This is a genomic window from Ruegeria sp. AE3, assembly GCF_056542225.1.
The window spans coordinates 56,688-77,016 of sequence record NZ_JBQFZL010000014.1; the positions used below are offsets into that span (position 1 = coordinate 56,688).

The 20,329-nt window shown below is 55.3% G+C and carries 18 protein-coding genes and 5 pseudogenes; 12 read left to right on the top strand and 11 right to left on the bottom strand.

Going from position 1 to position 20,329, the window contains the following annotated elements; translation table 11 throughout:
- Nucleotides 1–49: 49 nt before the first annotated feature.
- The 8 genes from ACR0NZ_RS17830 (at nucleotide 50) to ACR0NZ_RS17865 (ending at nucleotide 7,583) form a co-directional block, all read left to right on the top strand.
- The gene (locus ACR0NZ_RS17830; protein WP_480520780.1) at nucleotides 50–1,099 is read left to right on the top strand and encodes an ester cyclase; all 1,050 of its coding nucleotides are present in this window, start codon (nucleotides 50–52) and stop codon (nucleotides 1,097–1,099) included.
- Between the two features lies 1 nt (nucleotide 1,100).
- The gene (locus ACR0NZ_RS17835; protein WP_480520782.1) at nucleotides 1,101–1,868 is read left to right on the top strand and encodes an SDR family NAD(P)-dependent oxidoreductase; all 768 of its coding nucleotides are present in this window, start codon (nucleotides 1,101–1,103) and stop codon (nucleotides 1,866–1,868) included.
- Nucleotides 1,868–2,887: a LacI family DNA-binding transcriptional regulator gene (locus ACR0NZ_RS17840; protein WP_480477938.1), complete on the top strand. Its 1,020-nt coding sequence runs from the start codon at nucleotides 1,868–1,870 to the stop codon at nucleotides 2,885–2,887. The genes ACR0NZ_RS17835 and ACR0NZ_RS17840 overlap by 1 nt, the downstream gene beginning before the upstream one ends.
- On the top strand, nucleotides 2,884–3,858 hold the full coding sequence (locus ACR0NZ_RS17845; protein WP_480520784.1) for a nuclear transport factor 2 family protein: 975 nt from the start codon (nucleotides 2,884–2,886) through the stop codon (nucleotides 3,856–3,858). Before ACR0NZ_RS17840 ends, ACR0NZ_RS17845 begins: the two co-directional genes overlap by 4 nt.
- A 151-nt stretch (nucleotides 3,859–4,009) precedes the next feature.
- Nucleotides 4,010–4,972: a cupin domain-containing protein gene (locus tag ACR0NZ_RS17850; protein WP_480520786.1), complete on the top strand. Its 963-nt coding sequence runs from the start codon at nucleotides 4,010–4,012 to the stop codon at nucleotides 4,970–4,972.
- Nucleotides 4,973–5,074: 102 nt separating this feature from the next.
- Complete coding sequence (locus ACR0NZ_RS17855) at nucleotides 5,075–6,199, top strand: cobalamin-independent methionine synthase II family protein (RefSeq protein WP_480477944.1); 1,125 nt, start codon at nucleotides 5,075–5,077, stop codon at nucleotides 6,197–6,199.
- Nucleotides 6,196–6,891, top strand: a complete 696-nt coding sequence (locus tag ACR0NZ_RS17860) for an alpha/beta fold hydrolase (RefSeq protein ID WP_480520788.1) — start codon at nucleotides 6,196–6,198, stop codon at nucleotides 6,889–6,891. Before ACR0NZ_RS17855 ends, ACR0NZ_RS17860 begins: the two co-directional genes overlap by 4 nt.
- Nucleotides 6,888–7,583, top strand: coding sequence for an RraA family protein (locus ACR0NZ_RS17865; RefSeq protein ID WP_480520790.1), 696 nt, complete (start codon nucleotides 6,888–6,890; stop codon nucleotides 7,581–7,583). Before ACR0NZ_RS17860 ends, ACR0NZ_RS17865 begins: the two co-directional genes overlap by 4 nt.
- A gap of 66 nt (nucleotides 7,584–7,649) precedes the next feature.
- Here the strand turns inward: ACR0NZ_RS17865 and ACR0NZ_RS17870 are convergent.
- From ACR0NZ_RS17870 to ACR0NZ_RS17890, 5 genes and pseudogenes are all read right to left on the bottom strand, one after another.
- Nucleotides 7,650–7,724: pseudogene (locus ACR0NZ_RS17870) on the bottom strand (IS6 family transposase); the annotation flags it as partial.
- 52 nt (nucleotides 7,725–7,776) lie between these two features.
- Nucleotides 7,777–8,488 (bottom strand): annotated as a pseudogene (locus ACR0NZ_RS17875) (IS6 family transposase).
- A 95-nt stretch (nucleotides 8,489–8,583) separates the two neighbouring features.
- Complete coding sequence (locus ACR0NZ_RS17880; protein WP_480520792.1) at nucleotides 8,584–9,207, bottom strand: class I SAM-dependent methyltransferase; 624 nt, start codon at nucleotides 9,205–9,207, stop codon at nucleotides 8,584–8,586.
- 9 nt (nucleotides 9,208–9,216) lie between these two features.
- On the bottom strand, nucleotides 9,217–9,963 hold the full coding sequence (pssA, locus tag ACR0NZ_RS17885; RefSeq protein WP_480495276.1) for a CDP-diacylglycerol--serine O-phosphatidyltransferase: 747 nt from the start codon (nucleotides 9,961–9,963) through the stop codon (nucleotides 9,217–9,219).
- A 12-nt stretch (nucleotides 9,964–9,975) separates the two neighbouring features.
- Entirely contained in the window at nucleotides 9,976–10,650 is a 675-nt protein-coding gene (locus ACR0NZ_RS17890) for a phosphatidylserine decarboxylase (RefSeq protein ID WP_480495278.1), read from the bottom strand.
- A 321-nt stretch (nucleotides 10,651–10,971) separates the two neighbouring features.
- Between ACR0NZ_RS17890 and ACR0NZ_RS17895 the strand changes: the two are divergent.
- Nucleotides 10,972–11,642: pseudogene (locus ACR0NZ_RS17895) on the top strand (transposase family protein); the annotation flags it as partial.
- Between the two features lie 75 nt (nucleotides 11,643–11,717).
- Here ACR0NZ_RS17895 and ACR0NZ_RS17900 read toward each other — a convergent pair.
- The 6 genes and pseudogenes from ACR0NZ_RS17900 to ACR0NZ_RS17925 form a co-directional block, all read right to left on the bottom strand.
- Nucleotides 11,718–11,861: pseudogene (locus tag ACR0NZ_RS17900) on the bottom strand (IS6 family transposase); the annotation flags it as partial.
- Nucleotides 11,862–12,019: 158 nt separating this feature from the next.
- Nucleotides 12,020–13,038 (bottom strand): annotated as a pseudogene (locus tag ACR0NZ_RS17905) (IS3 family transposase); the annotation flags it as partial.
- Nucleotides 12,993–13,829, bottom strand: coding sequence for a hypothetical protein (locus ACR0NZ_RS17910; RefSeq protein ID WP_480520794.1), 837 nt, complete (start codon nucleotides 13,827–13,829; stop codon nucleotides 12,993–12,995). The gene ACR0NZ_RS17910 and the pseudogene ACR0NZ_RS17905, both read right to left, overlap by 46 nt.
- Nucleotides 13,830–14,048: 219 nt before the next feature.
- On the bottom strand, nucleotides 14,049–14,312 hold the full coding sequence (locus ACR0NZ_RS17915) for a hypothetical protein (RefSeq protein WP_480520796.1): 264 nt from the start codon (nucleotides 14,310–14,312) through the stop codon (nucleotides 14,049–14,051).
- A gap of 38 nt (nucleotides 14,313–14,350) precedes the next feature.
- The gene (locus ACR0NZ_RS17920; RefSeq protein ID WP_480520798.1) at nucleotides 14,351–15,274 is read right to left on the bottom strand and encodes a hypothetical protein; all 924 of its coding nucleotides are present in this window, start codon (nucleotides 15,272–15,274) and stop codon (nucleotides 14,351–14,353) included.
- A gap of 132 nt (nucleotides 15,275–15,406) precedes the next feature.
- Nucleotides 15,407–16,090, bottom strand: a complete 684-nt coding sequence (locus ACR0NZ_RS17925; RefSeq protein ID WP_480478067.1) for a DnaA N-terminal domain-containing protein — start codon at nucleotides 16,088–16,090, stop codon at nucleotides 15,407–15,409.
- Nucleotides 16,091–16,559: 469 nt separating this feature from the next.
- On the opposite strand from ACR0NZ_RS17925, the gene ACR0NZ_RS17930 reads away from it, so the two are divergent.
- The 3 genes from ACR0NZ_RS17930 to ACR0NZ_RS17940 all read left to right on the top strand — a co-directional run bounded on the left by ACR0NZ_RS17930 (nucleotide 16,560) and on the right by ACR0NZ_RS17940 (nucleotide 20,028).
- Nucleotides 16,560–17,867: an AAA family ATPase gene (locus ACR0NZ_RS17930; RefSeq protein ID WP_480478066.1), complete on the top strand. Its 1,308-nt coding sequence runs from the start codon at nucleotides 16,560–16,562 to the stop codon at nucleotides 17,865–17,867.
- Nucleotides 17,864–18,973 (top strand): ParB/RepB/Spo0J family partition protein, encoded by a 1,110-nt coding sequence (locus ACR0NZ_RS17935; protein ID WP_480520800.1) that lies wholly within the window; start codon nucleotides 17,864–17,866, stop codon nucleotides 18,971–18,973. The genes ACR0NZ_RS17930 and ACR0NZ_RS17935 overlap by 4 nt, the downstream gene beginning before the upstream one ends.
- Nucleotides 18,974–19,695: 722 nt before the next feature.
- Nucleotides 19,696–20,028, top strand: coding sequence for a YegP family protein (locus ACR0NZ_RS17940; protein WP_480478062.1), 333 nt, complete (start codon nucleotides 19,696–19,698; stop codon nucleotides 20,026–20,028).
- Nucleotides 20,029–20,329: the final 301 nt, after the last annotated feature.

Genomic DNA, 20,329 nt, shown 5'->3' on the forward strand with positions numbered 1-20,329 from the left:
CCCTACAGAATTTTTTGGATAAGAAGTTAAAATAATGCGAGATTTCGCAATGGATACTCACTCTACCCACAAGGTCCTGATCGCGCCCCTGCGCGAGGCAATGTATAAATTCGACGAAGCCGGAGTACGAGCGGCGCTGGAGGCGGTGATCGCGCCCGATGCTGCCATCCACATGTTGTATCCATTCGGAGATCTGACCGGCCCGCAGGAACTCTATGACACCTGTTACGCGCCACTTCTGAAATCCATGCCCGATCTTGAGCGTCGCGATTGGATCGTCATGGGTGGTCGGACAGAACAGGGCAACGACTGGGTTGGCTGCGGCGGCCACTACTTCGGCACCTTCGTCGCCCCCTGGCTGGACATCCCGCCGACCGGGCATCTGACCCACATGCGGTTCCACGAATTCTACCGCTTTGAAAATGGCAAGGTTGTCGAGATTCAGGCACTCTGGGACGTTCCCGAAGTCATGATGCAGGCGAATGCCTGGCCAATGGCCCCGTCTCTGGGGCTGGAGTTCTGCATTCCCGGCCCGGCGACTCTGGATGGCGTTGTGTCCGGACCGTGGGATGAGGTGAAATCTCTGGCCTCGTGCAATCATATCGTCGACATGCTGAAACATCTTGAGAAACACCCCAGCCAGGGTGGGTCCGAAGTGATGGAGATGGAGCGGTTCTGGCATCCGCGCATGAACTGGTACGGTCCCGCAGGGATCGGGACAGCGCGCGGTATCGCGGGATTCCGCAACTGGCACCAGATTCCCTTCCTCAACGGAATGCCCGATCGTGGTCAGTATGCCGACGAGATCACCTTTCACTTTTTTGGTGATGGCGACTACGCCGCTGTGACCGGCTGGCCGAACATGATCCAGACCGTCACCCATGACGGCTGGATAGGGATTGCGCCTTCGGGCAAACGGATCACTTTGAAGTCACTTGATTTCTGGCGTCTGGAAGGTGGGCTGATCCGCGAGAATTGGGTGTTGGTCGATCTGCTGGATGTGTATCGGCAATTGGGCGTAGATGTTTTTGCCCGACTGCGTGAGTTCAATAAGGCACGTGTACCGGGCACCATCCCATTCCCGGTCGGCGAGGTCTGATATGCCCCATTTTCCCAGCACCCCCAGTTTCGACCTGAGCGGCAAGCGAGCTTTGGTCGCCGGAGCCTCGTCGGGCATAGGCATGGCCTGCGCTGTGGCGCTGGCGGAACATGGTGCTGAGGTCACTTTGGCAGCGCGCCGTGCAGGTGCGCTGCAGGATATTGCAAAAGATATGTCGGCGCAGGGATGGTCTGCCAGGGTTCTGGAACTGGATGTTTCGGACGTGGCGGCAACCGCTGAAGCTGTAGCGCAAAATGGGCCGTTCGATATTCTGCTGAACTCAGCCGGGCTTGCCCGACACGGCAAGGCCGTGGAAACACAGCCTGAAGATTTCGATGCGGTGATAGGGGTCAATGTCAAAGGTGCATATTTCCTGACCCAGGCTGTTGCCAAAGGCCTACTCGACGTCGGCCGTCCCGGTTCACTGATCAATATCTCTAGCCAGATGGGCCATGTTGGTGGTCGCGAACGCGCGGTTTATTGTGCGTCGAAATTCGCGGTTGAAGGCTTCACCAAGGCGATGGCGCTTGAGTTCGGACCGTCAAAGATCCGGGTTAACACGATTTGCCCCACCTTCATTCTGACGGATCTGACAAAGTCGACTTTCGACGATCCGGATAAGCGGGCCTGGATTCTGGACAAGATAAAACTGGGTCGCCCGGGAGAGATTGAGGACATCATGGGGGCGGTGGTTTATCTGGCCTCGGACGCGTCGGCGCTGGTGACGGGCACGGCATTGATAGTTGACGGAGGTTGGACGGCAGACTGATGGCGACACAAAAAGTTACATCACTGGAAGTTGCCCGTCTCGCCGGGGTCAGCCAATCTGCGGTCAGCCGTGTGTTCACCCCCGGCGCGTCGGCGTCGAAAAAAACCGTTGAAAAGGTGCGCAAGGCGGCCAAGGAACTGGGCTATCGCCCGAACGTTCTGGCCCGCGCTGTGGTGTCCGGGAAAAGCCGGATCATCGGGCTTGTCGTGGCCTATCTGAACAACCAGTTCTATCCCGAGGCGCTGGAGAAGCTGACAAACACGTTACAGGAACGTGGATACCACGTGCTGATATTCATGGCTTCGCATGAGTCTGGAAACATCGACAATGTGGTCGAAGAAATACTCGACTTTCAGGTCGAAGGGATCATCGCCGCTTCGGTGGCTTTGTCCTCGGATTTGTCCGACCGCTGCCGAACGGCCGGTATACCGATGGTGTTGTTCAATCGGGCACAAGATGACACGGCAATGTCGTCAGTTACATCCGACAACGTTGCCGGTGGTCGAAAGGCGGCTGAGTTCCTGTTGGCAGCTGGGCACCAAAAGATTGGATATATCGCCGGGTGGGAAGGAGCTTCGACCCAGCGTGACCGCGAAACAGGGTTTGTTGCCGCCTTGCAGAAAGCCGGGGTTACGCTGCACGCCCGTGAGGTAGGAAATTTTTCGACGGAAGAAGCCCGGCAAGCCACGCTGAGGATGTTCGAAGCCGATCCGCCTGATGCTGTGTTTGTCGCCAACGATCACATGGCCATTTCCGTGATGGACACGCTGCGGTTCGAATTAGGGCTGAATGTTCCGGGCGACGTTTCGGTCATCGGGTACGACGATGTCACTGTCGCCTCATGGCCAGCCTACAACCTGACCACCATTCGACAGCCTGCCAATCGCATGGTCACCGAAACTGTCGATATTCTGCTTGGCAAGATTGAGGACCCCGATGCCGGCCCGCGTCGGGTCGAGATTGACGGGCCGCTGATTGTTCGAGGCTCCGCCCGCATACCTGAAGGATGGAAGACATGAAGGGATTTAATCCCAAATTCAAAGACTTTCCCGATTACATAATAGGAATCACCAAAGAAATCTGGGAAGATCGCGGCATTGCGACGCTGCACGACTATTATGCCCCGGACATCGTCGTGCGTTCGCCTGGGTCGGTGGTTGTCGGAAATCAGAATGTCATTGCTGCCACTATGGCGACCCTTGCAGAGTTCCCTGATCGTACACTGTTGGGCGAGGATGTGATCTGGTCGGGAACGCCAGAAGAGGGCATGCTGTCGTCGCATCGCCTTTTATCCACCGCGAGCCATCTCGGTGACGGTGTTTATGGCAAGGCGACTGGCAAGAAACTGATCTACCGCATTCTTGCCGACTGCCACGCAATAAACAACCAGATCAACGATGAGTGGCTCATCCGCGACCAGAGCGCGATCGTGCAGCAGATGGGCTGGGATCCCAAGGAATACGCCCGCGATCTGATCGCGCGCGAGGGTGGGCCAGACGCCTGCGTGCAGCCCCTCACGCCCGCGAACGATAGGCCCGGCCCCTATAAAGGCCGTGGCAATGACAGTGAATGGGGCCAGAAATACGCGGATATCCTGACCCGGATCATGAATGCCGATATGAGGGTGATCGAGGCTGAATACGACCGCGCTGTTCTGTCAGAATATCCCTGCGGCACGACCGGCCACAGTTGGGGGCCGGTTGATAGGTTCTGGATGGGTCTGCGCGCAGCGTTCCCACGTGCCGAATTCAAGATCCACCATCAGATCGGCCGTGACGACCCGATGATGCCGCCGCGCGCCGCGATCCGCTGGTCTTTGCACGGCAAGCATGACGGCTGGGGCGTGTTCGGCGTGCCCACAGGGGCCGAGGTCTTTGTGCTGGGCATCAGCCACGCCGAGTTCGGTCCGTGGGGTCTGCGCAAAGAATACACCTTGTTTGACGAAACCTCGATCTGGAAACAGATTCTGCTGAAGACCGGTGATCTCTAGAATGTCGCACCGTATCTCAAATCTGGATGCCGGGCAGGCGTTGCGGCGGTACCACGCCCATCGCGCCAGCCTGCGCGCCCGGCGGCTGAACAATCGCCCGCCGGGTGGTTTGGATTGATTTCATCAAACCCAAATCAAAAGGAGAAAAGATATGAGTACCATCGAAAGCCGCATCGTCCGTTATGGCGAACTGAAGCCTTGTAAAACCGCGTTCATCGACGCCCACACGCCAGGTTCAGACCAGAAAGAGAACTTTACAATCATTGGCGGCGGCGTCAGCGAAAGCCCGGATCAGCACGTCCACATCACCGACAAGATCGGGTTCAACATCGGCGCAGCGGGGCAACCGCCGAAATGCCGCAACTCACTGCACAGTCACACTACCGCCGAGGTGTTCTTTGTTGCTAAAGGTCGATGGCGGTTCTTCTGGGGTCGTTATGGCACGGCGGGCGAGTTCATCGCTGAAGAAGGTGACATCTTCAACATCCCGACCGGCATCTTCCGCGGGTTCGAGAATGTCGGCCAGGACTATGGCATGATCATGTCGATGTTGGGGGGCGACGATGCCGGTGGCGGCGTGACCTGGGCGCCTCAGGTGATCGAGGACGCGCAGGCCCATGGCCTGGTGCTGGGCAACAATGGCGTTCTCTATGACAGCAAGAAGGGCGAGGAACTGCCGCACAATGTGCAGCCCATGCCATTGCTGACCGAGGAAGAACTGAAAGCCTATCCCGAGGTTCCCGTTGAGGCGGTGATCGGCAAATATGTCGCCCGCTACTGGGACCTGATGGCGCTGGCGGCGGACAAGCCTGCGGTTGTGATCGGTGAAAACGGCCTGATCAAGGACAAGCCAGGGTTCGAGGTTGATTTCCTGACCCGTGGCTCGGCCGTGGCCGAACAGATCAAGGCGGACAAACCCGTGGTTCTGATGCCGGCCAGCGGCCATTGGCGCATCAGGATCAATGAGGTCGAGACCACCCTGTCCAACGGCGACACCGCACTGGTTCTGCCCGGCGAAAGCTACAGCGCCGAGCCGTCGATGACCGGAGAAGCGGGGCTGTATCGTATCACCGCAACCGACGATCCGGCAGGCGCGACCTGGACGGGTGCATAAAGCCAAAATTGCGTGTCCCGGTTTCATTCGGGGCGCGCTTAGCGCATCCAGCGCCGGGTTTCCGGCCCGGTGCTGGATCAAGATTTGGAAGGAGATGAAGACATGACCCGCGTTTCAACCACCCATGTGGGAAGTCTGCCACGAAATCAGAAGGTCGTTGATTTCATCTTTGCTCGCGAGCGAGAGGAACCGTTCGATCAGGCTGCATTTGACGCCTGCATGACCGCTGCCGTGTCCGAGACCGTGCGGAAACAAGCCAAGGCTGGGGTAGATATCGTCTCGGACGGTGAGACCTCAAAGATTTCTTACGCCACTTACGTCAAGGACCGGTATACCGGTTTTGCAGGTGACAGCCCGCGCAATGCGCCTGCGGACCTCAAAATGTTTCCCGGATATCTGCAACGTCTGGCGGATGATGGCGGCACGCCCCAATATGCACGGCCCATGTGCGTGGGCGAGGTGCGCTCAATAGGGCAAGTTGAGCTGCAGAAGGACATAGACAATCTCAAGGCGGCGATGACCGAACACGGGGTCGCGCGCGGTTTTATGAACGCCGCCAGCCCAGGGGTAATTTCCCTTTTTCTGCAGAATGACTTCTACCCAACGCGCGAGGCCTATCTGGCCGCGCTGGCCGACGCGATGAAAGAAGAATATGAGACCATCATTGGTGCGGGTCTGGATTTGCAGCTGGATTGCCCGGATCTGGCCCTGTCGCGGCATATGCTGTTCACCGATCTGTCCGACGACGAGTTCGTGAAAATCGCCAACATGCATGTTGAGGCATTGAACCACGCATTGCTAAATGTCCCAGCCGACAAGGTGCGCGTCCATATCTGCTGGGGCAATTACGAGGGGCCACATTGCTGCGACATCGGCATGGACAAGGTGTTTTCGACGCTGATGTCCACCAAATCTCGCTATGTACTGTTCGAAACCTCGAACCCGCGCCACGCGCATGAATGGACGGTATTCCGTGACCGCAAGGGTGAAATTCCGGATGACAAGGTTCTTGTGCCCGGTGTGGTGGACACCACGACCAATTTTGTCGAACACCCGGAACTGATTGCTCAGCGTATCGAGCGGTTTACGAAAATCGTTGGACTTGAGCGTGTAATCGCCGGATCGGACTGCGGCTTTGGCACCTTTGCCGGCTTTGGTGCGGTAGATCCGGATATCGCCTACGCCAAGTTGGGCGCGCTTGCCGAAGGGGCTGCCCTGGTCAAATGACGCCGCTTATCCTCTTGCCCGGAATGATGTGCGATGCGCGGTTGTTCGCTCCGCAGATTGACGCTTTATCAGGCAAATACCCGATCCTGTGCGCACCAATCGGAGGCCATGAAACGATGCAGGCGCTGGCCGCCGATGTGTTACTCTATGCACCCAAACGCTTTGCTCTGGCGGGACTCTCGATGGGTGGTATTGTGGGGATGGAGATCCTGCGTCAGGCACCGGACCGTGTGGCTGGTCTGGCATTGATGGACACGAACCCACTTGCTGAATTGGACGAGGTCAAAGCCACGCGCGGCCCTCAGATTGAGGCCGTCGGACGTGGCAACCTGCGCAAGGTTATGGCCGAAGAGATGAAACCGAACTACCTGACGGACGGTCCGCGCCGCGCCGCCATTCTGGATTTGTGCATGGACATGGCCATGGATCTTGGCCCGGACGTTTTCGTCAATCAATCCAAAGCCCTGCGTGATCGCCCTGACCAGAGCAACACTCTGCGCAACTTCACCGACACAGCACTCATTCTCTGTGGGCGCGACGATGGCCTGTGCCCCGTCTCAAGGCATGAGTTGATGCACGAGCTGATGCCACAAAGCCGGTTGGAGATCATCGAAAACGCCGGCCACCTGCCGACATTGGAACAACCGCAACAAACAACGGCGGCCCTGATCCGCTGGCTGGAGATGATATGAACCAATCCTTGCTGGACCTGCTGAAAAAGGTCGACACTCCGACTGTTTGTAACGCCATCGAAGTGGCGCAGGGCAAGCGCGGATTCAGTGAATTTACCTGGGGCACGATGTTGTGTTCTGATCCCGATGCGGGGGCGATGGTGGGATATGCCCGTACAGCGAAGATCGCTGCTGTGAGCCCGCCGTCAGAACCGCCTGAGGTGATCCGCCAACTTCGGAAGGACTATTACAGGCATATGGCAAGTGGGAGTGGCCCGGCTGTCACCGTGGTTGAGGATCTTGATTATCCAGATTGCGTCGGCGCCTTTTGGGGCGAGATCAATACGACGGTCCACAAAGGCTTTGGCATCAGCGGCGCTCTGACCAACGGCGTGATGCGGGACCTCGGCGACCTGCCGGATGGATTCCCGGTAGTTGCAGGGTCTGTCGGGCCAAGCCACGGGTTTGTGCACGTAAAAGAGATTGGCACACCGGTGACAGTTTTCGGCCTTGTGATCAAGGATGGCGATCTCGTGCACGCGGACCGGCATGGCGCGCTGGTGATCCCGCCCGAAGAGGTAGGCAAGCTTGAACAGGCGATTATCAAATTGCTTGAAACCGAAAAACTGATTCTGGATCCCGCCCGCGCAACCGGGTTCGATTTCGACGCGTTCGAAAAAGCATGGGAGGCGTTTGAAGCCTCTCGGACTTAAACTTGGGACCGTCTGGTTCCTCCGCAAGTATCTTCGAGAACTGAAAGGATGGAACTGGAGAGGCGATTATCCTACCAGTTGGTTAAACTGCTGAAACGGGCGGAGCCCAGGCGTGAATTGACCTTTGCGGATTATGTTGACCGGCATTGCCAAGTCATCAGAAGTGGATTGGAATAAGCGTGAGACCGCGCAATCAAGCCGATAGCCCGGTAGCATAACCTTGCCACAGCTTGAACGCGTCGGCTCTGACATGGCGGTAGGAGAGAGTGGAAAGGCGATAGCGGCGGGGACGAAAGATCGTATTGATTTGGTTATGGGCGACGAGAAATCGTTGCTCTTAGGTTAGTGATTTGAACCGACCCATCATCTTTTCCCGCTTTCGCGTCGGCCGGTGTGACCCATCGATCCGGTTGTTGAGCCCCTTGTGCGCCCGATGGTCGGCGCCCGGCGCGATGACCTTGAACGGCTTGGTATATAGCTACGCAGCTTGTCCGTGATAACGACACGTGGTTCGCCATAGGCAGCAACCAATCGACCGAAAAAACGCTTTGCGGCTTTGGCATTGCGGCGAGGCTGGATCAGAATGTCGAGTACATCTCCATTGCCATCGATTGCACGCCACAGCCAATGTTTCACGCCGTTGATCGGGACGACCACTTCGTCCATATGCCATTTTTCGTGCGGCTGGGGCCGGTCTCGTCGGATTCAATCCGCAAACTGAGACCCTAAACGGTTCACCTAAAGGCGAATGGCTTCGCGGCAGAAGATCACGCCGCGCTCCCCCAACAAACCCTCCACATCCGCCGAGCTGAGCGCAAACCGATGATATGCCCACGCCGCATAAGCGATGATTTCACGAGGAAAACGGAAGCTTTCAGCCGCGGCAATGAAGTCGGTATGGTCATGTTACGCGCTATCCGAAAAGGACAGCGCGATCAACTTGGCAATGCCTGTTGCTCAATTCCTAGTTTGTGGGCCACGAGAATTGTTGACAAGGCCGTTATGCAAATGCTGTTTTCGTCAAAACCAAAAAGGTCATCATCCCCAGCGGTGGCAGGGTTCTTTGCTCTCCGACGGTCAGTACATCCTCTTGCAATACTGTGTCGATTTCGAAATCAGAATGCCAACCAATTGTGTTTGCAAGCGGGGCAAAAACCCGTTCAAGGGAAGCAATCAAACCCCGCTTTCGTTGGAAGTGGTTGGTGATTACCACTCTGCCGCCCGGTTTGCAGACCCTCGCTATTTCTGCCATCACCCTTTCCGGTTCGGGAACGACGGACAGCACATGCATCGCCGCAACCGTATCGAAGTGGTTGTCCGGAAAATCAAGCGAGCGGGCATCCATTTGCCGCAGCTCCTCGACGTGACTCAGTGATTGGGCTTCCACTTTGTCGCGAGCCTTTTTCAGCATCTCCTCGCTGAAATCGATCCCTGTCACCTGCATCTCGGGCTTGTAGTGTTCCAGTGACAGACCAGTGCCCACGCCGACCTCCAGTACTTTGCCCGGGTGTCTATTGATATAGTCAACCGCGTGCTGCCGCCCAACACAGGTGATGGCTCCAAACGTCTTGTCATAGACGGGCGCCCATCGAGCATAGGAGTTTTGAACGGCTTTTATGTCCATATCAGGTCCTTAACGGTTAGAAGAGACTTCCTTGCCACGCCAGGCCCAGGCAACCGTTCCCACATATCCAACGCAAAGCGCGATCAGCGTGACCCAGGGATAGGTCAGCAGCGCCGCGCCAACAACAGCGACCCCGATGAGAAAGTATTTTGCATTCTCGCGCGAGATCCGCGTCGTCTTGAAAGACCAGGTTGGTATCCGGCTGATGAGCAGCAGACCGATGACCACCATGTAAAGACAAATCAATATGCCGGGCAGCAGCGGGGCGTCTGCAAAAGCGAAGGAAACATACATTGGCAGCATCACCAACAGCGCCCCCGCAGGGGCCGGGACCCCTTTGAAATAGGCATCGTTCTGATCACAGGCTTCGGATTTGCTACCCACGTTGAAACGGGCAAGGCGCATCACGCAGCATACCGCATAAAACAGGACGGCAAGCCACGCTGCGTTTTGAATATCCTGCAAGGCCCAAAAATGAAGAACGAGCGGCGGGGCCACTCCGAAGTTCAGAAAATCTGCGAGTGAATCTAGTTCCGCGCCGATTTTGCTGTCACTGCTGAGCAGGCGCGCAATACGCCCGTCCAACCCATCCAGCACGCAAGCAGCAATAATGAGCTGCACCGCAAGAACGTAATTGCCCTGTACACCAAATCTGATCGCCGTCAGGCCCGCGCATATAGCTGTTATGGTCAGCGCGTTGGGCAACAAATGGATCAGCGCGAACCCGGTCTCTTCCTGCTTAGATGGTTTTGCCACAGATCCCACCACCTATTTTTGTTCAGGTGTGCGCAAACTAGCTAGGACGGTTTCGCCCGCAATCATCGTTTGCCCGACACGCACCTGTGGCTCGACACCATCAGGAAGATAAACATCCAACCGAGATCCGAACCGGATCAATCCAAACCGTTCTCCGGTTTGCAGCTTGTCACCGGGTTTTACGAAGCAGACGATCCGTCTGGCAACTAGGCCCGCAATTTGGACAACAGCCAGATCCTGACCGTTTGCCATACGAATACGCAAGCTGTTGCGTTCGTTGTCGGCACTGGCCTTGTCCAGGGATGCGTTGAAAAACTTGCCGGGGCGATAGGCAACAGCGGCAATCTCACCTTCAACTGGCGTTCGGTTTACATGGCAGTTGAAGACGCTCATGAACACGCTGACACGGGTAAGCGGCGCGTCCGGCATCCCAAGTTCGCTTGGAGGTACCGCCGCTTCGATCAGCGAAACCACCCCGTCCGCCGGGCTGACGATCAAACCCTCTTCCGTCGGCGGCACACGTTCCGGGTCGCGAAAGAAATAGTAACACCAGATCGTGAGACCGACGCCAATCCAACCCAGAATGTCAGAAAGTAAAAACAGGCCGACAGCTATTGCGGCAAAGATTGCGACAAACCGAATACCTTCAGGGTGCATCGGTTTGATGAACGTATCGCGCATGCGCATCGCAAGCTTTCCCCCGATCAATTTATTGCACTTTCATAGGAGGATTGGTGAGGAACGCAAGTGTGACGAGCGCAGTCAGTTCATCCTTTGACGATATCTGATGCACAAACCTGTTTCGGCCAGTGCCGTCGCTTCTAGCCGACGATGCGTCCCTTATTCCAGGTTGGTCGAAATATGCGGACGGCTGGTAAGTTTGGGGTCGTTTACTCTGATCCACCAATCCGCCATCCTGTTCCAAGTGGCAATCCAATTTTACTGAACGCAGTGAGCCTCCCCAACTGAACTGGTCCACCGTTATGTTTAGGAAACGGAGGACCACGAATGGCAAACAAGCGACCGAAGCCCGAAGAGATTGTCGTAAAGTTACGGCAGGTTGAAGTTCTGATGGGGCAAGGGATGTCCCGTCTTGATGCGATCAGGCAGATTGGTGTTGTTGAGCAAACCTACTACCGCTGGCGGAAGAAATGAGCCGTTGAACGCGCCATAGGTTCGAGCCCAACGGCGAATGCGGAATGGATGTAGATCAGTTGAAAGAACTGAAGCGGCTTCAGAAAGTGAACGAGCGGCTGAGACGCGCAGTTTCAGATCTGACGCTGGACAAATTGATCCTGACGGAAGCCGCAAAGGGAAACTACTGAGCCCCTCTCGTCGTCGTACATGCATCGATCATGTCCGCTGCCAGCTCAAAGTATCTGAGCGGCGCGCCTGCCGCGTGCTTGGACAAAACCAGTCTGCGAAACAGTGTGTCCCATAAGGTCGCGCAGACGAAGACCGACTGGTGGCCGACATGATCGAGCTTGCCCGACAGTACGGCCGATACGGCTATCGCCGGATCGCTGCGCTGCAGAGAGAGGCTGGATGGTCTATCAGCGATGGGTGGATTGAACGGAGAGCCATTGATGCGCCATTGTTTCGAGCACAATGGCGAGCGGCGACGAGAAGGGCTGAAAGTGCCAGTGAAACAACCGAAGAAAGGGCGGCTCTGGCTGAACCCTCTCGGGACATTTCTGCGCAAGGTTCTGTCGCAAGTTCCTTGGCAGGCTGAGGAGATGGCGCAGGTGGATCTATTATCCCGCCAGTTTAACAAACTCCTGAAACGGAGAGAGTCCGGGCGTGAACTGACCTTTGCGGATCATGTTAACCAGTTCGATACCAGCTAGGGCAGACGCAGCTGACGAGAAAGACTTGAAACCCAACATGGACCTGATCCTCCCCCTCTGAAGTGGTCCGCCGCTATGGTTAAGAAAACGGAGGAATGGAGTTCACCCCGTTTCTGGTCCGGGCTTCATGCGACCTTTCGGGTTTCCTTCAGTTGGGCCGCAAAGTCGCTCGGCGTCAAGTTTCCGAGCGATGAATGCGGCCTGGTTTAGTTGTAATCGGATCTCCAGTTGTTGATCCGGGCCCGAGCGTCATCCATGGACAGGAACCATGACGCGTTCAGACATTCCTGGCGAAGCCGGCTGTTGAAGGCCTCGACGTAGGCGTTGTCCGTTGGTTTTCCGGGTCGGGAGAAGTCCAGTTCGACCTTGTTCAGGTAGGCCCACTGATCCAGCAGCCGACCTGCGAACTCCGGGCCGTTGTCGACGCGGATGCTGCGGGGCTTTCCTCTGGTCCGCGCCAGCCGATCCAGTTCGTCGATGACCTGGTAGGCTCGGAAGTTCGTTCTCGCAGAGGTCGCGAGAGCCTCTCTCGTATAGAAGTCCACGATGGTCAGAATCCGGAATGGCTTTTCGTCGAACAACCGATCCGACATGAAGTCCATTGCCCAGACATAATTCATACCGTCGGCTTCGGAGCGGCCGGATCGATACCGGCAGGCGCGCCGCCGTTTCGGGCTGCGCGTCCGGATCGACAGTCCTTCTTCGCAATAGAGCCGGTACAGGCGCTTGTGGTTCAGGTGCCAGCCCTCGCGCTGCAGCAGAATATGCAGGCGGCGATATCCGTACCGCACACGGGTTTCGGCCAGTTCTTTCAGCCGCATCCGAAGTTCCACCTCGGGATCGCGACTGAATTGATATCGGTGAGAAGCCCGCCCGAAGCCCATGGCCCGGCATGCCCGACGCTCCGACACTTCGAATACATCCTGATAATGCCGGACGACCTCGCGGCGGCGGAAAGGCTTCACCACTTTTTTCGCAGAGCATCCTGAAGCATCGTTTTGTCCAGAGTCAGATCGGCGACCAGACGCTTCAGCTTGCCGTTCTCATCTTCGAGCTGTTTCAGCCTGCGGATCTCGGACACGCCCATTCCTGCGTAGACCTTCTTCCAGCGATAGAATGTCGCTTCCGCGATCCCCATCTTGCGGCAAATCTCGCCAACCGTCGTTCCGGCTTCGGCCTGCCTCAGCGCGAAGGCAATCTGCTCATCGCTGAATCGTTTCTTCGGCATCGGTACACTCCCTCTCTTGCTAGAAATGTACCCAAAATTTCGCAATCAGTTCGAACCAGTTTCAGGGGGCAAGACCAAGTGTGTGGAATCGACTCTTTCACCCTGTAGTGGCCGCTTGAAAGGACCTCAATCTTATTGTCGGCAATTAATTGCAGTAATCCGGCCTGGTCCGGTAGAACGACGTAGGGTTCGATACTCGCATTGGCGACCAATTCACTTGGATCAAAAACGGCCAACCCACCACGATAAAATCGCATCATTTCGCGAATGGTCCTACGGTCTTGATTGGGCACGGGCCTAGGGTTGCCTTCGTTATCCAAAGCTACCATGCCCTCGACATCAAGTTGGTAGCCCCGATTTCCAATCTTGAAGCTCTTAGTTTCTTGATAGGCTCGTAATGCCTGAGCCTGCCTTTCCTTCGAAGGCAGTCCCGAGGGAATTTGAATGTTGTCCAGCGTGTAGGTCGCAATCGGGTAGGTGACACGTGCTGACATTCTGGCGCTTAGTTCTTGTGAAAGAGCATTCAGTTCTTGCCCGGTTTTGGTGGCATGTTTCCTCACACAACTACCGGGGGTGGCAAACGTTACGGCCTCTGCACTCACCCCACGCACGGCTGCGCCTGGGCCAAACTGCGTAGTGCGAGGTTGAATAACCAAGTTTTTGATCCGATCAGTGGCACCCTCGAAATTCCATACAAGCGGGTCATAGGCTGTTGCAAAAACATATAGCGGTGTATCACCGGGCTCGACAATAAATGTCGCCGCGGTTGTTCTTTTTCCTTTCCCATTCAAAGCAATATTTGAAAGCGCTGGCCCCTGATACCCAGATAAAATAACGAGTTCATGCCCCTTGGGAACATCCGGCGCTTCGCAGCGGACAGAAGTTTTGCTTTTAGATAGGACGTTCCTGCGCTTGGACGAATTGAGCAGATCAGGGTCGATGGCTCTGATTACCGTCGAGATCTCGACAATATCTACTTTACCATCATTATTGAAATCAAATGCAAAAAGCTACTCGCTGCGGAACTGTTTTTCTTGCTGGTTGTCAAAGTAGGCTTCCAACTCAAAAATGCTCAACTCAGAGTCACCGTTCCGATCATACTCGGCTTCAGCTAATGCCAACTGGGCTCTGATGGGGTGTTTGATAAGATGGGATTGCGTCTCGATTTCTTTTTGTGAAATCTGAAAGTCCCCGTTCAAATCATATGCCATGATTGGCATCAGACTGCTGGCGCGTTGCTGTGCGTAGTGCTGCAACGCCGCAGTTTCAATCACGTCCTTCGTCAGCAGACCATCCGGTGCATACCGGTAAATCAGGCTAGCCGCTTGTTGCAGATACTGGTCTTTTGAACAGCTGATCTGCCCAAGCAGATCGGGTGCCAGCTTGTTTGCAAATGCGGAAACATCCTGTTGGCTCTTTTGTTCCTGCGCAGCGGGCGTACGTGAATCTGAGCGGAACGGCCATCTTCTTGCTTCGACGATAGCCTCACCAAAGATGCGTCCGTGTGACCTTGGAGGGTCCAACAATGCGGATCAGCAATCGTCACACGGTCAAGTTCGTCCAAAAGAAGATGAATGTCTTCAGAATGCCAACTCAATAGATGTCCGGTCGCAATCTCAACCAAGTTGGCGGCACCATTGTTCAAGTTCAGCACCACTCTGTCCGCGTTGTGCCTAATCGAAGACAAGTCGGGGCGCGCAACCCCACCCGCCTTCCACGTCAAAGTCGTTTCTGAAACACCATCTTGAGTGGCCTCTTCGACTTGTACGTCTGGACCAGCGGCTGCACCGAAATCCAGTGAATAACGGCCTAAAGGTCCCTCGGCCGACAAAATCGTGTACAAATCTTTTCCCGTCACTACAAAAGTGCCAATAGGGACACGTACTTGCAAGTCATCGCCATCCAGTTTTGTCTTATAGAGTTCGTCTGAAAACGATAGGCTTGGGAGATGGGTCCAATCCAAACGGGGATCCAAGACAACTGTATCAAACCAATCAGCTTGAATCTCCGCTTCACCGTAGTCTGTCGTTTGAAGAAACTCTCCTAAAATGACCAAAGTATCAAACTGGTCATTGTGGATATCTATCAGTTCAAAATCGAATATGTGTCCGCGCCCGAACACCTTAGTGTACGGCCCGATGATGCCGATTTTGCCAAAACCTTCGCTGCCTGTGCTCGAACCGGTGATCTCTCCGCCAAGAGAATACCGCTCATACAGACCGAACTTGGATTTCAAAGGATACCATGATGCGTTCTTTACTCGGGCCAGGTCGTTCGATACCGGCAGATCGGCTTCGATTGGGTATTCGTATCTGTTTCCCTGGTCAACTGAACGAGGAGATCCCGCAGGATACACAGCAAAAGTCAGTTATTCGGCAGCGTCCACGCGAACCGTCCTGATGCCCGGATCGACGCGGCTGTAGGCAGCCAACAGTCGCGCTGTCCACTTTTGCGAAATATAGTCGGCCATGAAGCGTGACGGCGCGACAAGAACAACGCGCCCCCCTGCCCTTTCTGCTTCGGACAGATGTTGAAACCAGCTGGCCCATAGTTCTGGATCGCGCCCGTGAAGAATCGCCTGAACCTGAGACCACACATCCCCTTCGGTGCTTTCCGGGGCATTTGGTTTGGTCGCGAAAGGAATAACATTCGTTTCAGGTTCTGGCACGTCGGTCATCCGGGCTTGAAAGTCTGTTCCGATAACAGGCCAAACCTCTTCGGTGTCTATCAGGATTTGTTTCAGGTCAATCTCGTACACAGCAACACGACCCCGCGCAGCAGGCCGTTTTACCGTTATCCAACCTAATGCGCGAAATCTGGACATTTCGCGCTTTACTGTTCTTTCGTTCACTGTCCACAGGCGCGCAATTTCTTCCCGCCCAATGGATAATTCGTTGTTACGCCAGTTATATCGGGTCGTAATCAACGCAATGATACGCAGAATACTTCGTTGCCGGTGCTTGTCGCCTGACAGCGCATGAACGGTCAGTGCGGACAGTATATCATATTTTAAAGCCGGCGCATTTCGCCCGACCGGTTTCGCAAGCTGCATACCCGTTCTCACCGCTCTGTCTGCCTCAGGCGGGTGTGTCCCGCCAATCTCGCGCCGTTTGCCAACGCTTTTCACCATCTTGGGATAATTAGCGTCCAAAGCTTCGATTCTGTCAAGAAGAGACTGGAACTTCGCCTGATCTTGTGCGGATCAATCTCAAAAAACTAAAAGAAATTTGGTGAAGTATTGGTGATGGGGGCCATTCTGGGTGTCCCCCTATCGGCCCTTTATGTCCCCCTATATGTAGCATTTCTTGCCAGAATGCCCCCCAATATACTGGTCGCCGGGGGCCTTCCGGGCCTTATGGTATTCACAGGGTCCGCCGAATCGCTTCGTAGGGTTTAAGGCCTTGTTTTCTTACCCACGGGTAAGAGCGCACCCTCATCATAATTTCTTTTGCGTAAAGTGCAAATCAGGCGTAAATAGGAAACGAGCAGAAATTTACGTTCCAAACTACGAGACCTGAGGCATGTACACGCACGAAGACCTGAACGCATTGCGCAATCAGTCCCTCAAATTGCAGGGCTGGATTCGCCAGCAGACCTTTAGCCCTGAGATGGAGAAAACGCTCCGCCGGTTTTCCAGTTGGGAGGTGTCCGAACTGATCTTCCGGGTTAACCAGTCGACCTTTCGCGGAAAGCTTGCAGCCGATCCTTCCCTGCCTGGCGGAGAAGTTGAGCCCGACGGGCGTCAGCGCTGGTTCAGCCTGGAAGAGGTGAATGAGCTGCGGCGACGGCTCAAGATTAATCGCAAGTCCCTGATGCCCCCTCGCCCTGAAGGCAAGCGCGCCATTCGTGCGGCTGTCGCAAACTTCAAGGGAGGCGCGGGAAAGTCGACCGTGGCGCTGCACCTCGCCCATGCGGCCGCCCTGGACGGGTATAGGGTCCTCGTGGTGGATTTCGACCCTCAGGCAACATTGAGCCATTCGATGGGCCTGACGGATGTGGCCGAAGACTACACGGTTTGGGGGATCATGGCGCGCGACCTCATTCGTGAGACAGAGCGCATGAATAACCGCCCCGCCGCTGCGGAATCGGGAACCACCCTGCCCCGCCGGGAGTTGCCGCCCGCGATAACGGACATGGGCCTTGGTGATCTGCGAATTGGTGATTTCATCAAGAAGACCTCTTGGTCGACGATCGATGCGATACCTTCCTGTGCGAACGCAGCCTTTGTTGAATTTGCGTCGGCCCAGTACCGGCACCTGAATCCCGAATGGTCCTTCTTTGCGTCGGTTTCCCGGTATCTGGATCAGATTCCGGATGATGCTTATGACCTCATTCTGTTCGATTGTCCGCCCGCAATCGGATACCAGTCTATGAATGCGGTCTTTGCCGCTGACATGCTTTATATCCCTTCTGGGCCCGGATATTGGGAGTATGACTCGACCACATCGTTCATCGGCCAGTTGGCAGAAGCGTTGGAAGATCTGGCCTATGGGTTCGACAAGACCTTACCCACGGGTAAGATTGGATTGCCCAAAACCTTCTGTGAGTTGCGGTTCCTGTTGACGCGGTATGAACCGGGCAATGCGCTCCATCTGGCGATGTTTGATGCCTTTAAGAAGGTCTTTGGCGAACATGTCGCTCAGCACCCGGTAGAAATGACCCGCGCGGTGGAGCAGTCGGGACGTTTTCTGAGTTCGGTTTACGAAATGGACTACCGCGAGATGACCCGCGAAACCTGGCGGCGCGCCCGCTCGACTTTTGACAATGTGTATGAGGAATTTCGGGGCGTAATGTTATCGGCCTGGGACAAGGTGGAGGATGACGCATGAGCCGCAAGCGGAGAATGTTCGATATTGACCTACCGGCTATGGATGACATTCCTGTTGGTAAAGTACCGGACAAAGTTTTTGAAAAACGACGCGGTCCAATGGCCGCGGCAATTTCGGAAAATGCCGACGCTTTACGTGATCAGCAATCGACGGAACAATCCATACGCGCCGAAAACGACCGTCTTGCACATGAACTGGTTCGGCTGAGAGCCGAAGGTTTGGTGACAGAACGGGTGTTGCTGAATGACGTTGTCACAGAAAAACTGACGCGAGATCGCAAACCAGGTCCTGATCCGGAACTGGATGAACTCAAAGATTCGATCCGGGACATCGGCTTGTCCAACCCGATCCGTCTGGAACGCAGGTCGGACGGGCTGTATGAATTGATCCAGGGCATGCGCCGTTTGTCCGCCTATCGTGCTTTGTACGATGAGACCGGGGACGAAACCTACGCCAGAATTCCAGCGGGGATTTCTGACGCGGGTGATCTGGACAACAGTTACCGGCGCATGGTTGACGAAAACCTGATCCGAAAGGATATCTCATTTGCGGAAATGGGCGCTCTCGCCCGTGCATATTCCGAAGACCCAGCGAATGACTGTCCGGATGTCGACAAAGCGGTTTCCACGCTGTTTAAGTCTGCCAGCTATACTAAGCGTAGCTATATCCGGTCTTTCGCCAGTTTGTTGCTGATGCTGGACAAAGTTCTGATCCACCCGAACGACATTCCGCGAAACGTGGGCGTTGAGCTAAAGCGCAAGTTCGACGCGACGCCGGGTCTGGTTCGCCAAGTGAGCGAGGCACTGAAGAGCGAGCCTGATCGGGATGGTACGCGCGAGGTTGCAATTCTCAGGTCATTTCTGGCCGAGCCAGAAGCAACGTCTTCAAGCAAGTCGGATGCAGTCAGCGCAGGTAAACCGCGCCGTGCGAAAACGACATTTCAGGTCTCGGGTAGGGCTGGGATCGCAAAATGCGCTGCCTCAAGTGGGCGGATCGAGATCCGGTATGATCTGGATTTCACACGCGTTGATCGAAGCAAGCTGGAAGCGGCGATTGCCGCGCTGATCGATGCGCTTCCCGAAGAAGACGACCTTACCCACGGGTAAGATCATGGGCCAGCAAAGCGGGAAAAGGCGTCGGAAAGGTTCCGGCGCCTTTTTATTGGCGCGCTGGGGCAGGGGGCTTGTTGGCATCGTCGGATACATCGCCTGTCCAAGCTGAACCGGACGTCACGGGCACTGAAGCGAACAAAGCAACCGACATGTTAAAACTTGTTCTTAAGTAGAGTACGAGATTTCCCAAGATATCGAAATTTTGCAAAAGGAGTTTTTTAGCATTTACGGCCGTCCAGTTGGAAACTAGAGGTGGCGCGGAGGCGTCGCGCATTCACCGCTGACCAGCAGAACGCAACCCTTGAAACACAGTACAAGCTTCAAAACAGGGTTTGCAGCTGTTCATATTTCAGACGTAATTTACACTATATATAGGTATCAAGTACAGTTCTTTTACAAAATATGCTAAGACCCTTGGCTTAGCGGACTGAACAGAAGTTGCTTATCCAAAGTGCTGCGGAACGGACTTTGTTCGCGATTCTGAGGCAACCAAATGCGTCCCACGACATCAGTTTTGACCGAATGACCACCGGCACCTTCGGGTGCCAGCTTTACAACGGTAACAGCTGAAAAATCTTAGGAAACAAGGCTAAGGAGAAGGGGAGGGGGGCTTGATCTGAGCAGATAACACGCCTCATCTTTTTTCTTGAGGCGATTGTGTAATTATAGGAATATATTCGAAAAAATCGAAAGCAGAACAGAGGAGTAGGCGTCAAATGGCCGGGAAGTTCGAAATATACAAAGACAAGGCCGGGGAATTTCGGTTTCGTCTGAAAGCCGGGAATGGTGAAATCATTCTGGCCAGTGAAGGATATGTTCAAAAGGCAAGTGCCACGAACGGGATCGAGTCAGTCAAGAAGAACGCACCGGATGACGAGCGGTATGAACGCAAGGAAACCAAGTCCGGCGGTCACATGTTCAATTTGAAGGCCAGCAACGGGCAGGTCATCGGCACCAGCGAGAGCTATACCAGCGCTTCTGGGCGGGATAACGGGATCGAGTCGGTCAAGCGGAACGCACCGGACGCACGTGTCGACGACCTGACCTAACTTGGCGCGGTAACGCCCTGCCACTCCTATAGGTGCAAACTGCGACGCCGGGATGCGTGGACGCATCTCGGGTAACTCGACTTCGCCACCGAGGCCGTTTGCCCGGGATTGCCGTTACCTACGCGAGTTCAGTCAAGGAATCCGCACCTGCCCTTGTATCCGAAGTCTTTAGGGTCGCAGAAAATACCCCGACTGAGCCGGGGTCTTTTAGAGCGTGTTGCACAAATCGTTTCCGATGCGTAGCTGGTCCTTTGATTTGACTGCGGGATGCTGTGATGCCCTTCAAATTCAATGCGTCGCG